9 protein-coding genes are annotated in these 13,993 nt (G+C 59.8%); 4 read left to right on the top strand and 5 right to left on the bottom strand.

Going from position 1 to position 13,993, the window contains the following annotated elements:
* Positions 1-4: 4 nt before the first annotated feature.
* On the top strand, positions 5-1,309 hold the full coding sequence (fapF, locus tag LUU92_RS12860; protein ID WP_257103740.1) for a fibril amyloid transporter FapF: 1,305 nt from the start codon (positions 5-7) through the stop codon (positions 1,307-1,309).
* A 134-nt stretch (positions 1,310-1,443) separates the two neighbouring features.
* On the opposite strand, the gene LUU92_RS12855 is transcribed toward fapF, so the two are convergent.
* Positions 1,444-2,769, bottom strand: coding sequence for a sigma-54 dependent transcriptional regulator (locus tag LUU92_RS12855; RefSeq protein ID WP_222539893.1), 1,326 nt, complete (start codon positions 2,767-2,769; stop codon positions 1,444-1,446).
* A 345-nt stretch (positions 2,770-3,114) separates the two neighbouring features.
* Here LUU92_RS12855 and LUU92_RS12850 point away from each other — a divergent pair, with 345 nt between their 5' ends.
* Complete coding sequence (locus LUU92_RS12850; RefSeq protein WP_071490646.1) at positions 3,115-3,375, top strand: hypothetical protein; 261 nt, start codon at positions 3,115-3,117, stop codon at positions 3,373-3,375.
* 1 nt (position 3,376) lies between these two features.
* Here the strand turns inward: LUU92_RS12850 and LUU92_RS12845 are convergent, their stop codons facing one another.
* The 4 genes from LUU92_RS12845 to gnd all read right to left on the bottom strand — a co-directional run bounded on the left by LUU92_RS12845 (position 3,377) and on the right by gnd (position 11,554).
* Positions 3,377-8,113 carry a dermonecrotic toxin domain-containing protein gene (locus LUU92_RS12845; protein WP_257103739.1) on the bottom strand — a complete coding sequence of 1,579 codons (4,737 nt, stop codon included), beginning with the start codon at positions 8,111-8,113 and terminating at the stop codon, positions 3,377-3,379.
* A gap of 95 nt (positions 8,114-8,208) precedes the next feature.
* A complete protein-coding gene (locus tag LUU92_RS12840) occupies positions 8,209-9,054 on the bottom strand; it encodes a Cof-type HAD-IIB family hydrolase (protein WP_071490648.1) in 846 nt (281 codons plus the stop codon).
* Positions 9,051-10,574: a glucose-6-phosphate dehydrogenase gene (zwf, locus tag LUU92_RS12835; protein ID WP_071490649.1), complete on the bottom strand. Its 1,524-nt coding sequence runs from the start codon at positions 10,572-10,574 to the stop codon at positions 9,051-9,053. Before zwf ends, LUU92_RS12840 begins: the two co-directional genes overlap by 4 nt.
* Positions 10,571-11,554, bottom strand: a complete 984-nt coding sequence (gene gnd / locus LUU92_RS12830; protein ID WP_071490650.1) for a phosphogluconate dehydrogenase (NAD(+)-dependent, decarboxylating) — start codon at positions 11,552-11,554, stop codon at positions 10,571-10,573. The genes zwf and gnd overlap by 4 nt, the downstream gene beginning before the upstream one ends.
* A gap of 270 nt (positions 11,555-11,824) precedes the next feature.
* On the opposite strand from gnd, the gene LUU92_RS12825 reads away from it, so the two are divergent.
* A complete protein-coding gene (locus LUU92_RS12825; protein ID WP_255337132.1) occupies positions 11,825-12,004 on the top strand; it encodes a DUF6026 family protein in 180 nt (59 codons plus the stop codon).
* Positions 12,005-12,165: 161 nt separating this feature from the next.
* Positions 12,166-13,923 (top strand): phosphoethanolamine transferase CptA, encoded by a 1,758-nt coding sequence (locus LUU92_RS12820; RefSeq protein WP_257103850.1) that lies wholly within the window; start codon positions 12,166-12,168, stop codon positions 13,921-13,923.
* Positions 13,924-13,993 lie beyond the last annotated feature (70 nt).

The following is a 13,993-nucleotide window of genomic DNA, read 5'->3' as shown; positions in this document are numbered from 1 at the left end:
TTTCATGCATCGATCGTTATCGCTACGTGCGGTGGTCTGTTTAAGTACGCTCTTGCCCGCATCCGTGTTGTATGCCGCGCCAGACGCCGATATCGAAGCCCTCAAGCAGGAACTTCTGGAGCTCAAGCAGCGGTACGAAGTGCAACAGAAAGCCCTGGCGGTGTTGGAGCAACGGGTGCGCCAGGTCGAGGACACGCCGGCGACACCCGCGCCCAAGCGCCTGGCCAAATCCCCGGCGGACTTTCAAAAGGCCAGCGGTGCCACTGTGGCAGGCACGGGAGCGGCGGCGGCCTCCGGCGGTGCGGGCGGTGGCGGCAGCTCCTATGGGCAGTCGCTCAAGGACGATTCGGCGCCTGCGCAAAGCGTGAGCAACCTCTATAACGAGGCCAGCGGCTTCTTCGGCAATGGCAAATTCAGCTTTGAAACCGGCATCACCTATGCGCGCTACGATGCACGCCAACTGACGCTAAACGGCTTCCTGGCGCTGGACTCGATCTTCCTGGGCAATATCAACCTGGACCGGATCAAGTCGGATAACTGGACCCTGGACCTGACGGGGCGCTACAACGTCGACAACCGCTGGCAGTTCGATGTGAACGTACCGGTGGTGTACCGCGAGTCGACCTACCAGTCGGGCGGCGCCGGCAACAATGCCAACGCCACCTCGGAAGAATCGGTGAGCCGTGACCCGACCATTGGCGACGTCAACTTCGGTGTGGCCTACAAGTTCCTCGACGAAACCCCCACCCTGCCGGATGCGGTGGTGTCGCTGCGCGTCAAGGCGCCAACGGGCAAAGAACCGTTTGGCATCAAGCTGGTCAGGTCAACTGCCAACGACAACCTGTATGTACCGGAAAACCTGCCCACGGGTAATGGTGTCTGGTCGATTACCCCGGGTATCTCGCTGGTCAAGACCTTCGACCCTGCGGTGCTGTTTGGCTCGTTCTCCTATACCCATAACTTCGAGGAGTCGTTTGACGACATCAGCAGCGACGTCAACCAGAAAGTCGGCGGCAAGGTCAGCCTGGGTGACAGTTTCCAACTCGGTGTGGGCGTCGCGTTCGCCCTGAACGAGAAGATGAGTATGTCGTTCTCGGTCTCCGATCTGGTGCAGCGCAAGAGCAAGCTCAAGCCTAACGGAGGGGACTGGCAGTCGGTGGTGTCCAGCGATGCCAACGCCGGTTACTTCAACGTGGGCATGACCATTGCCGCGTCGGATAACCTGACGATCGTGCCGAACCTGGCGATCGGGATGACGGATGATGCGCCGGACTTTACGTTCAGCTTGAAGTTTCCGTATTACTTTTAGGGAGAGCCGGGGGGCTGCTTCGCAGCCCGACGCGGGGCAAGCCCGCTCGCCACAACGAGCACGTTCGCCACAGCAGCACAAGGAAAAGCCCCGCAACGATAAGGGTCGTTGCGGGGCTTTTCGGTTTACCCGCCCTAGCGGATCTGGTGTTTGTGCAGCAACCGGTAGAACGTCGGCCGGGAAACCCCCAGCACACGGGCGGCGACACTCAGGTTGTCGCTGTGCCGGTCGAGCACATCGCACAGCGCCTGGCGTTCGGCGCGGTGCTTGTAGTCTTCCAGTGTAGCCATCGGCGGTGAAATTGCCTGTTCACTCTGCAATCCCAGATCAACGGCTTCGATCTGGCGCCCTTCAGCCAGTACCAGGCCACGGCGCACGCGGTTGGCCAGCTCGCGCACATTGCCCGGCCAGGCGTGCTTGGCCATGGCCACCAGAGCACTCTCGCTGAAACTGCGCGGGCGTCGGCCCGTCTCCTGGCTGTAAAAGCGCGAAAAATGGTTGGCCAGCATCGCCACGTCGCCATGGCGTTCGCGCAACGGCGCCGTCACCACTTGCAGGACGTTGAGCCGGTAATACAAGTCTTCGCGAAAAGCGCCCCTTTCAACTGCGGCCTCCAGGTCGACGTGGGTCGCGGCCAACACCCGTACATCCACGGGAATGGGCTGGCTGCCACCGACGCGCTCGATCTGTTTTTCCTGCAGAAAGCGCAGCAGGTTGGCTTGCAGTTCCATCGGCAAATCACCGATCTCATCCAGGAACAGCGTGCCGCCGTGGGCCGCTTCAATACGCCCGACCTTGCGCTGATGGGCGCCGGTAAACGCGCCCTTTTCATGGCCGAACAATTCGGACTGGATCAAGTGTTCCGGGATTGCCCCGCAGTTGATCGCGACAAAGGGCTTGGCATGGCGCTGGGACTGGCGGTGCAACGTCCTGGCCACCAGTTCTTTACCCGTGCCGCTGTCGCCACGGATCAACACCGGCGATTCGGTGGGCGCCAGCTTGGACAGCAATTTACGCAGTTCACGGATCGCCCGGCTGTCGCCCAGCAGCTCATGCTCAGGCTCATCCACCAGGGTGTGGCCCTTGCCGCGCAAGCGCGCCATGCCAAAGGCACGGCCCAGGGTGACCTGCACCCGGGCGACGTCGAAGGGCAAGGTATGGAAGTCGAAAAACCACTCGCAGACAAAATCACCGACGTTCTGCAGTCGCAGTACGTCCGGGCTGAGCACGGCAATCCACTCGGTGCCGCTGCGGCCAATCAACTCCTTGACCGCTTCGGGGCGTTCCAGGTGAGAGGGTTGCAGGCGCAGCAGGCCGACATCACAGGACCGCTCGCCGACCCCTTCCAGCGGGCAACTGTCGACCGCCCAGCCGGCCGCGCGCAAACCGGGCAGCAGGTCATGGCAATCGTCACAGGGATCAACCACTAGCAACCGACGTTGAACGGGAGGCATACCCATGACTGTTCCTTGGCGTCAAAATCGTTAAAGTTATTTAGAAACAACAGTTTGTGACGTCTGCTCGTAACCCTAGCAAGATCTTGACGCGACGCTTGTACGATTTCGCTATAAGTGCGGGCAAAAAGCCACTGGTCGGTGTTTTCAACGAAGAAAGTTGCGAACCTTGGAAACTTTCATTCAGCTTTCAAAACAGCCGCTTACATGACGTCAATCACTAAAATCCGAAAATAGTTGTTCTAACATGTGACCCGTACCCCGCCATCGTGCATCAGTACAAGTAACCCGCCGCACGGTCAGCCCAACCGCCGGCAGTCACTTGAATGGGCATTTAGAGAGACGACCCACATGAACGCCCCGCTCCGCATCAACGAAGCTCTTTTGATCGCAGACCGTGCTTTCCAACCCTTTCAGTGCGTGGCCTGGCATGACGGCAATGGCGCCCTCAGCCTGAGCGTCATCGACCGCACCAATACCCGCATCGGCAGCCAGCAACTGGATGCCGGCGTCTATTCCGATCCAACTCAGTTGGAAAACTTGCTGTTGCAGGCTCGTGCCGAGCTGGACAAGAGCGGCTATCAATTGCAAACCTGGGCCATGCCGAAGTAATTCAACGCACCGTTGAGCTGACGTCTTCGGTGAAGAACACGGTTTCGGCAACTTCGTGATCAATGTTCGAGCGCAGGGCATTGATCAGAAGTTCCCGGTTAGACGCGTGGTCTTTCATTTTTTGGTAACCGATGTTCCGTTGGGCATAACGTTTAAGATGGCCACGGATAAAGTGGTAACCAATATTGCGCGCATCTTGCGTCCTATAGTGGAAGCGGGCCAGCCATAAGGGCCGACCGGTGGAGGTTTCGTTCACCACAAACTCCCGAACCAATGGACGCACAGATGGCAACTCCAGCACATCCACCTTCTTCGACTTATGAGAAATCTGCAGCAATCCTTCCGACGTGGGCGAATACCTTAGAATCATCCGGTCACGCACCGCCGAGGCCTGCTCCATAAACTGCAGAATCTCGTCATAGAGCTCGCCGGGGGTGTGCTTGAAGAATGCCAGCAGGTCCTGATGCTTGGGTGAAGCCACTGGCACTTTGAGCGCGTCGATAAGCAGGTCCCGTTGCTGGCTCATACGTTTGATCGCGTTAATCCATTCGCTGCGTGCCCGACGAGCCGATATCCTGGGCATGGATTCCAACTCGGAAATCAACCCGTACTGGCGCCTGGCATCTCGCCATAGGCGTTGCGCCTCACCGCCGATCACCGCCAACGACTCAGCGACATCGACCGACTCGGCCTGCGGCTGGACATTTGGCTGCATCGTCCATACCGGTGCCTCTTTGGTCCCCAGGCGCTTGAAGGTAAAGGCACGTCGATCATCGAACGGTTCCAGCAGATCAAGATATTCCTGTTTTGCATCAGGTAAGGCAGGGCTGCGTCGATTGCCGATCACCGCCCCTTCAGCAACCTCATCAATCAACATCTTGGCGCTGTTGCGGACTGTACCGGAAATCGCCTCCAGGCTGGCCTCCTCATACTGCCGATACAGGTCGATCAGTTCCTCCTCCACCGATAGCTGTAATTCTTTGACATAGGCGCGAAATCTCCCTAACGCCCGGGGGACGACGTACATTGGGAAGGGACTCAACTGGTAAGCCAGGCGGTGATAGGCCAGCACCAACGCGTCCAGCACGTCATTGGCGACCCGCAGTTTCTGGTCCAGATTGAAACCGCCCGTGGTATACAACTCCCGATAGGACAGCAGCTTCATGCTGCATAGCGTGCTGACCTCCTGAATCAGGTTCAGCGTCGCGTCCCTGGCGACAGTGACCCGCCCATCAAAACATTGCAAGGCCAGGGTACGCAGGTGCAGTTCCCGCCACATCATGGACATGCGCCGACCCGCCCAGTCCGCAGTGTCCAGCGCGGTCACTGCGGTATCAACGACCTTACCGGTGCGCTTCATTTCTTCAAACTGAAGCTCGGCGTCCCGGCACGCTTCAATCGCATTCAACTGCAACGTCGCGTAATCAGGTAATTTGGCTGCAAAACCACGCCAGGTCTTGGCGTCCAGAACCACGACACTCAAGCTCTGTGCGTCGAACGCCTCGGCGTTGAGTTGATCCTCATGGAGCAGTAACGCGCGTTTACTGGCGAGCAACAATGCCCTGTTACGCCGGGCCTTGACTGCACCTGCGCTGAACCGGTTGTACAACGCACTGTACTCTCTGACCAGCTTGAGCTGCCGCCGTCGGGTGAGTGCCTCCATCAAGGCCGTAGAACACCAAAGCGTCGCATCCGCCCTGGCCAACTCATCCTCGATCAACTCCCGAATACCGGGCTCGGCAGTTCGCACATTCAGCGCCTGCAGCGTAGCGCTGTCGGGGAAGCTCAGGTCTGCAAACTGCAGCACCAGTTTGTCGTACTCCTCATCGAGCGTCTTGCGTCGTTGCTCATCACTCTTAAGCTGCGCCAGCCGTTGTTTTTCCAGGTCGAGGGCTTCCTGAAAGTCGTGGGGTACTGCCGTCTCCGGTGAAAATGACCAATCTCCCTCGGCGTCGGACACCACTTGCGGTCCCAGGCGGTTTGCCAAGTCATCGTTCACCACGCGCGTGATGCCATCGTGCTCTTCAACCTTGAACATGTCTCCATCGATGCTTACGTACAGGCTTCCACCCGCACGGAACAGGCCCCGTTGCTTACCCGTGCTGATGCGTTCGGCAAACGGCGGCACCCTGACCTTGTACAACGCCAACTCCGCCAAACGAATAACCGACAGCCGTCGGTACAAACCACTCCACAACTGCTCCAGGCCAGGGTCCCCCCGCACCAACTCCTGGGCACTGCGTACCGTCGGCAACTGAACCGTTGGCGTCTGCATACGGCTGGTCTGGCCACCTTCGGACAGATACTCCGGCGGCTCACTCCAGCTCATTTCAATGCTTTGCTCCAGATCGGCGCCCTGGGCCAGGTCGAGCAAATCATCCGCCTTTGATCGCCCTGCAACTTTGGTGGAAAGGCGGCCGCGACTGAGCAGCAGCAAACCGATATTCAGCAGCAGGTCCGCCACGCTGGAGACCTTGTCTTCGGAGTCCTTGTCACCGATGGTACTCAGGTCCTGCACCACCGACCACACCAGAAACAGCCAGCCCAACGCCCTTCCCGCCGGGCCGCCATAAAACGTCAGCAGCAGAAGCAGGCCCACCCCTAACAGCCATTTGATCCAGCCCCAGAAGGCATCCAGTTCGGACGACGTCGACAGCTCCGTTACACTCAAGACGGTCTCAACGCTGCTCTCGAACAGCGCCGTCAGATAGTCCCCTTTGACGTCCATATCGGCCAACGTGACGCCCTCAACAGACCACAACGACCGGTTGAAGTCGACCCGCTGGAACGCCGCAAGACTCGGCGCAGTCAGGTCCGGCACCAGGTAGCGCGACCGCGCCGATTCCGGCAACCAGGCCAACACCTGAAACTGCAACTGACCCGGGCTGGCAATAGCAGCCAGCAGCGCATCCCCCGTGGCGAACTCGATGAATTTTACGGCACACATCGGCCGATAGAGGATCTGCGGGCCTTCGCCAAGGCTGCGCGGCCCGATGATGAACATGTTGCGCACTTCATCAGGCGCTTCACTCACTGCCGGCTTGAAGGCTAAAGGGCGCAGTACTACCGACTCGGTGAAAGCAGTGCGCGGTTGAAAAATGGCCGCCACGCTCACATAGGCTTTGCGGGAAAACGCCTGTGGGTACTTGAGGTGGTATTCGAGCGCCAGCATGGGCACCTGCAGGCGTAATTGCTCAGTAAAACGCGCCTTCCGCCAGAGTACCTCGCTCGGGTTGTCCTTGAATTTCTCTTTGATCAACCGACCGTACCCACCCCGAATGTCCGCACGCCCAACCAGGCTTATAGCGTCACTGGGCGTGAGCCACACCGCCGGGTGGCCGGGGGCTGTGGTGAGTGTGACCCGACTCGGATCAAGCTCCGTCAACGCCAACCATGAAAACTCACTGAGGGTCCAGGTGCCATGGGTGTAAAGCGGCGGCAGTTGCCACAACAACCCGGGCTGCGCGTGCAAGTCACGCTCATCGAGTTCGATCATCACCTTGATGCGATCAGGATCGATCACCGGTCGGTCCGGATAGTCCTCGGCCAATTGTGCCGACAGCGCCTGACGGGCGTAATCCAGCAACGAGGGAACGCCTTCGTCAAATGGCCGCCAGTCAGGTTGCCGGATTCGCTTGGCCAGGTCGATGGCATAGCGGCTCATCTGCCATTGCAGGTCGACGGGGGCCTGCAGCAGCCAGCCGGGCAGCGCGTCATACAGGCGTTGCATGAGCCTTGAGCCGATGGGCGCGCTGTCAAAGTCATGGGTGATCACCTCGACTGCACGCGCCAATACGTTCTGCGGCTTGGGTATCTTGGGTATGGACCGGACCAGCGGCAATACCGCCTTGATATCGACTAACTGCTTGGCCAGGAAGGTCAGGCTGAAACTTTGAAAGATGTTCCCGGCTGGTTGGTACAAGCGCCATTGCATCGAATGGCCTGGGGTGATTTTACTCATCAGGTTGACCAGCCAATCGCCCAGTTGCGCCAGGGAGTCGAAGCGCTGGATGCCCCTGGACAGGGTGAACAGCAACACGCTGGTGCGCTCGCCGTACTGCTTGACCAACACAAGCCCGCGCAGCATCTCCAGGTTCGTCGCCCCCCGCTCGCCCCATTGATCGATGATATAGGCGTGCCCATCGACCGGCTGGAAGCGCGAGGTCGGCAACGAACGGCTGACCAGGTTGATCACCGTGTCAAACTGGTGCCCGGTCAGCGAACTGTGGATCGCCACATCCAGCAGTGCATTCCTGAGGGTATCGGCCAGCCACAGGTAGCGAATGGTCTGATCGTCGCCTGGGCTCAGCCAGTAATCCACCAGCGCCTCCTGATAGCGCTCGAGCAACACCGGGCCTTGCTGATTGAGCATTCGCTCGACATGACGGATATCGACGCTCAAAGGCAGCGGCAAACCGGCGGCGTCGCGCGCGATGGAGTGGTCTTGGGCAAAATCGACGAACCGCCCCGTCGCGCACCACTCGATCAGCGCATCCGGCAGGTTTTGTGCGTCATGGCGTTCAATGGTGTAACTGCCGTTGTCATAGCGATACACCGGTCGCAGCAATATCGGCTCGGTGTGATTGATGGGCAGCCAGGGATACTGCACGCCCAAGCTGTGTTGCACCACGCGCAACGCAACCTCCCGCAACGACGGGGGGTCGGCAAAATGTTGGAGGATGTTCTGAGCAAGCTCCGCGCAACGCTCGCGAAAGGGAGGAGTAGACAGGGCGACCATGGGACATTCCTTGCTGATGAAGCGCCCCGCCATAGCGGGCGCATTAAGTCAGCTTCCATTGTCGGCGCGGTGCCCCGCCTCATTGCTGTATCTGTCTATCGCACGACGTCGGTGCCTTTGCAGCCCGCCAGGATAAACCGCTCGATCGCCTCGGCAGCCCCCTCCTCGACGTTACTGCCGGTGACCACACTGGCCTGGCGCTTGACGCTTTCTTCCGCCTGCCCCATGGCAATCGACAACCCGGCCACCTGGAACATCGCCGGGTCGTTACCGCCATCGCCGATCGCCGCAGTCTGCTCCAGCGATATACCCAGGTGTGCGGCCAGGGCCTTCAAGGCTTCGCCCTTGTTGGCCAGCATCGCCGTCACATCCAGGTAAACCGGTTGCGAACGCGACACCTGGGCCAGCCCCTGTACCTTGGGCTGCAACTGTGCTTCCAGCTCGACCAACCGCTGGGTGTTGTTGCTCGCGGCGACGATCTTGTCGATGCGATCGAGGTAGGGCTCGAAACTCTCCACCACCACCGGCCCGTAGCCCAGGCCATCGGCTTCGCGCTGCACCATCGGCCCGGGCGGGTCGCGGCGCAGCCAGTCACCATCGGCAAACACCCACACTTCCACGTCCGGCTCGCCGGAAAACAGCGCCAGGGTGACCAGCGCCGCTTCCGCCGGCAAATGGTGGGCAACCAGAATGCTGCCATCGGGGTTGATCAGCGTGCCACCGTTGAAGCCTGCCACTGGCACATCGATACCGAACGTTTCGATCAGATGCAGCATGGCCTTGGGCGGACGCCCACTGGCCAGGCTGAAAAACACCCCGGCGTCACGCAGCGCGTGCACCGTGTCGACGGTGCGCTGGCTGAGGCTGTGATCGGGGTGGAGCAAGGTGCCGTCCACGTCACTGAGGATAAAACGGATGGGATGAATCGCTGCATCACTCATCCGAGGCGGTGCCAGGTGCGGCCATCGCGGGCCAGGAGCGCGTCGGCGGCGGCCGGGCCGTCTTCACCGGCCTTGTAGGCCTGGATGCCGTCGTCTTCCTTCCAGGCATCAAGAAACGGCTGCACGGCGCGCCAGCCATTTTCGATGTTATCGGCACGCTGGAACAAAGTCTGGTCGCCGGTCATGCAGTCATAGATCAGGGTTTCGTACCCAGTCGACGGTTGCATTTCGAAGAAGTCCTTGTAGGCGAAACCCAACTGGATATTGGCCATGTCCAGGGTTGGCCCGGGCTTCTTCGCCAACAGGTCGAACCACATGCCTTCGTTCGGCTGGATCTGGATTTTCAGGTAGGTGGGCTTGAGTTCGTCGACTTCGGTGTCACGGAACTGCGCATACGGGGCCGGCTTGAAGCAGATCACGATTTCAGTGTCGCGCACGCTCATGCGCTTGCCGGTGCGCAGGTAGAACGGCACGCCGACCCAGCGCCAGTTGTCGATCATCACTTTGAGGGCGACGAAGGTCTCGGTGCTGCTGTCAGGCGCAACGTTGGCTTCTTCACGGTAGCCCGGCAGTGGCTTGCCGCCGATTTCGCCGGCGGTGTACTGCCCGCGTACCGAGTTGGCCCGCGCATCCTCCAGGGACCAGGGGCGCACAGCACCGATCACCTTGGCCTTTTCACCGCGTACCGCATCGGCACCAAAGGCTGCGGGCGGCTCCATGGCCACCATCGCCAGCAACTGGAACAGGTGGTTGGGCACCATGTCGCGCAGGGTACCGGTCTTTTCGAAGAAGTTGCCCCGGGTTTCAACGCCGACGGTTTCGGCGGCGGTGATTTGCACGTGGTCGATGTAATGGTTGTTCCAGAACGCTTCGAACAGCACGTTGGAGAAACGGCTGATCAGGATGTTCTGCACCGTTTCCTTGCCCAGGTAATGGTCGATGCGATAGATCTGCTTCTCGCTCATCACCTTGAGCAGGCTCGCGTTCAGCGCCTCGGCGGTGGCCAGGTCGGAGCCGAAGGGCTTTTCGATGACCACGCGACGGAAGCTGTCGTCGGTTTCCGTCAACAGGCCTGCACTGCCCAGGCGTTGCACCACTTCACTGAAGAAGCGCGGCGCGGTGGCCAGGTAGAACACCGCGTTGCCGGTACCGCTGTCGGCAATCTTGCGGCCGATGTCGGCGTAGGTGCTGTCGTCGAGGAAGTCGCCCTCGACGTAGCTGATGCCCTTGGCCAACTGCGCCCACAAGGCGGGGTCCAATGCGTTGTCGGCATTGCCCTTGACCTTGCTCGCCGCTTCGGTGCGGATGAAGTCTTCGAGTTTCTTGGCGAAGTCGGCATCGCTGATGGCATTGTGGTCCACGCCGACAATGCGCAAGCCATCGCCCAGCAGGCCGTCACGGCTGAGGTTGTACAGCGCCGGCATCAGCAGGCGCTTTACCAGGTCACCATGGGCACCAAACAGAAACAGGGTGGTGGGCGGAGCGGGTTCGGCCTTGGGTTTCTTGCCGTTGGCGGTCATTTTTTGGAAGTCTCCACGTGACCACCAAAGCCGAAGCGCATGGCAGAGAGCATTTTGTCACCGTAAGTGCTCTGCTGGCGCGAACGGAAGCGGGCGAACAGCGAAGTGGACAACACTGGCACCGGCACAGCTTGTTCCATGGCGGCTTCGATGGTCCAACGGCCTTCGCCACTGTCGGCCACGGAGCCCGAGTAACCGTCGAGTTTCGGGTCGGTGGCCAGGGCATCGGCGGTCAGGTCCAGCAGCCAGGACGAGACCACACTGCCACGGCGCCAGACTTCGGCGATGTCGGCGACGTTCAGGTCGAAACGCTGGTCTTCGGGCAGGTTTTCCGAGTTCTTGGTCTTGAGAATGTCGAAGCCTTCGGCAAACGCCTGCATCATCCCGTACTCGATGCCGTTATGGATCATCTTGACGAAGTGCCCGGAACCGGCGGGGCCTGCATGAATGTAACCCTGCTCGGCACGCGGGTCGGCGCTGGAGGAACGGTCCTTGGTACGCGGGATATTGCCCAGGCCCGGGGCCAGGCTCTTGAAGATAGGATCAAGACGCTGCACGGTCTCGGCGTCGCCACCGATCATCATGCAATAGCCACGCTCCAGACCCCACACGCCGCCGGAGGTGCCGACGTCGACATAGTGCAGGCCCTTTTCCGCCAGGGCCTTAGCCCGGCGCACGTCGTCCTTGTAGTTGGTGTTGCCGCCGTCGATGATTGCATCACCGTCTTCGAGCAGCGTGCTCAATGCGTTGATGGTGTCTTCGGTGGGCGCGCCCGCCGGCAACATGACCCACACGGTGCGCGGCTTTTGCAGCCCATCAACCAGCGCCTTGAGGTCGGAAACGCCGGTGGCGCCCTCTTCGCTCAGGCCTTTTACAAATGTTTCGTTACGGTCGTAAACAACGGTGGTATGCCCATTGAGCATCAGGCGCCGTGCAATATTCCCGCCCATGCGGCCTAGTCCGATAATCCCCAGTTGCATGTGCTGATGCTCCTAACTACTAAAAAATGTGTGACATAGTTTATAGCGCAATGCGGCTAATGAGGGTTAGTCCAGCGCGGATACCGCTAGTTTCATGGAAAAAAGTTGCCATCGTTTCAGCATCACGGCACAAAAAGTCACACGACCATCAAAAATAAAAAAGTTCCATTGCCCGCAAAAAGAATTCAGAATTGTCTCCGACTGCTGCCGAGAACCTCGACTCAAGCGTTCTGGCACACCGCGACACACCGGCTATTTGCGAGGTAAGCAATGAGCACTGCACAGATGACACGTCCGCCACAGACCCTCTACGTCACTATCCGTCGCGACGAGTTGCGCCAGTTGAAAGACGAGCGCGAACAGCTGCAGCAGGAAGTCCTGCGCCTGCGTGCCCATATCATCCAGGCCCAATTGGACCAGCCCGCCGGTGCGCAACCCGCGCTCTGCTGAGCCCCGTCATCGCTTTGTAAGATAACCGCTACAAAAATCTCACAAAGTTTTCACATGCCTCTCCCGATACTCCAGCCCCCAAGGGCCACCCCATGCAAGGGTGGCCTCCGTTGCGTGCAGCCCTGCGCGTCAACTGGAAAATCATCGGGTTGGAGCGCTGGATGGCGATGTTCGAACGCAGCACCAAGTCTGCGAAAGGCTTTGATTGGGCCGGCCTGGGCTGGCTTTTCCTGTTTTTCTGGTACTTCTCGGGTATTACCCAACTGCTGATTCAACTCAGCGGCACAGCCGGTTTCAGTGGGTTTCGCCAGGCATTCTTCATGAGTGCCATATGGCTGGCACCGCTGCTGATATTCCCTCGTCGTACGCGCCTGATCGCTGCCTTGATCGGCGTGGTCCTGTGGGCCTGCTCCATGGCCAGCCTGGGTTATTTCTTCATCTACCAGCAGGAGTTTTCCCAAAGCGTCATCTTCATCATGTTCGAATCGAACATCTCTGAAGCCGGCGAGTACGCCACGCAATACTTTGCCTGGTGGATCGTGCTGGCGTTCATTGCCCACACCGCCGTGGCTATTTTCCTGTGGACCCGCGTGCGTCCGGTGTACCTGCCGCGTGGCCAGGCGCTGTTGGCGGCCACGGCAATCCTGGTGGGCATCATCGGTTACCCGCTGGTCAAGCAGATTGCCCGCAGCGATACCCTGGGCGACGCGATGGATCGCTTTGAATCGCGTATCGAGCCTGCCGTGCCGTGGCAGATGATCGTCGCCTACCGCCGTTACACCGAGCAACTGGACAACATGCAAGGCATGCTCGACAGCGCCAGCCAGATCCCGCCCCTGACCAACCTCAAGGACACCATGGCCGGCCAACCGTCGACCCTGGTGCTGGTGATCGGCGAGTCCACCAACCGCCAGCGCATGAGCCTCTACGGCTACCCGCGCAACACCACGCCGGAGCTGGACAAACTGCGCGACCAACTGGCGGTGTTCGACAACGTCATTACCCCGCGGCCCTACACCATCGAGGCGCTGCAACAGGTGCTGACCTTCGCCGACGAAGATAACCCGGACCTTTACCTCAAGACGCCGTCCATCGTCAGCGTAATGAAACAGGCCGGCTACAAGACCTACTGGATCACCAACCAGCAGACCATGACCAAGCGCAACACCATGCTCACGACCTTTTCCGAACAGGCCGACGAACAGGTGTACCTGAACAACAACCGCAACCAGAACGCCCGCCAATACGACGGCGACGTGCTGGCGCCGTTTTCCAAGGCCCTGGCCGATCCGGCCGAGCGCAAGTTCATTGTGGTGCACTTGCTGGGCACCCACATGAGCTACCAGTATCGCTACCCGCCGACCTTCGACAAATTCACCGACCGCCAGGGCGTGCCGGCGGGCATCAGCGACGACCAGTTGCCGACCTACAACAGCTATGACAATGCGGTGCTGTACAACGACTTCGTGGTGTCGAGCCTGATCAAGGACTATGCCAAGACCGATCCCAACGGCTTCCTGCTGTACCTGTCGGACCATGGCGAGGATGTCTTCGACTCGATTGGCCACACCACCCTGGGACGTAACGAAGGCAAACCGACAGCGCCGATGTACACCATTCCGTTCATGGCCTATGCCTCACCGAAATGGCGCGAAACCCACGACTGGAGCTTCGCCGGCGACTTGCAAAGGCCCTACACCAGCTCGCAATTGATCCACACCTGGGCTGACCTGGCCGGGCTGAGCTTCAACGAACTGGACCGCACCAAAAGCCTGGTGAATGACAGTTTCAGGCCGCGCCCGCAGATGATCGGCAACCCCTACATGCGCCAGCAGAAACCGCTGATCGACTTCAGCCTGATCAAGCCGAAAAAGGTGAATCCGACTGATGTGGTGCTGCAGGAGAAACCGGCCTTGTAACACAAAGGTAACAATCATTCTCGTTTAAGCCTAAAGTTCCCCCTCTCCTTTCGTCTTTGAACCAAAGCCT

Source organism: Pseudomonas extremorientalis (assembly GCF_024584605.1).
Taxonomy (GTDB): Bacteria; Pseudomonadota; Gammaproteobacteria; order Pseudomonadales; family Pseudomonadaceae; genus Aquipseudomonas; species Aquipseudomonas extremorientalis.
Note: the sequence above shows the minus strand (reverse complement) of the source record. Positions and strands in the feature narration are given on the sequence as shown.

What these genes read in the sequence shown, in the direction of transcription:
- gnd (WP_071490650.1), bottom strand. Translation starts at nt 11,554, where the DNA reads ATGCAACTGGGGATTATCGGACTAGGCCGCATGGGCGGGAATATTGCA.
- LUU92_RS12855 (WP_222539893.1), bottom strand. Translation starts at nt 2,769, where the DNA reads ATGGGTATGCCTCCCGTTCAACGTCGGTTGCTAGTGGTTGATCCCTGT.
- zwf (WP_071490649.1), bottom strand. Translation starts at nt 10,574, where the DNA reads ATGACCGCCAACGGCAAGAAACCCAAGGCCGAACCCGCTCCGCCCACC.
- fapF (WP_257103740.1), top strand. Translation starts at nt 5, where the DNA reads ATGCATCGATCGTTATCGCTACGTGCGGTGGTCTGTTTAAGTACGCTC.
- LUU92_RS12840 (WP_071490648.1), bottom strand. Translation starts at nt 9,054, where the DNA reads ATGAGTGATGCAGCGATTCATCCCATCCGTTTTATCCTCAGTGACGTG.
- LUU92_RS12845 (WP_257103739.1), bottom strand. Translation starts at nt 8,113, where the DNA reads ATGGTCGCCCTGTCTACTCCTCCCTTTCGCGAGCGTTGCGCGGAGCTT.
- LUU92_RS12825 (WP_255337132.1), top strand. Translation starts at nt 11,825, where the DNA reads ATGAGCACTGCACAGATGACACGTCCGCCACAGACCCTCTACGTCACT.
- LUU92_RS12850 (WP_071490646.1), top strand. Translation starts at nt 3,115, where the DNA reads ATGAACGCCCCGCTCCGCATCAACGAAGCTCTTTTGATCGCAGACCGT.
- LUU92_RS12820 (WP_257103850.1), top strand. Translation starts at nt 12,166, where the DNA reads ATGGCGATGTTCGAACGCAGCACCAAGTCTGCGAAAGGCTTTGATTGG.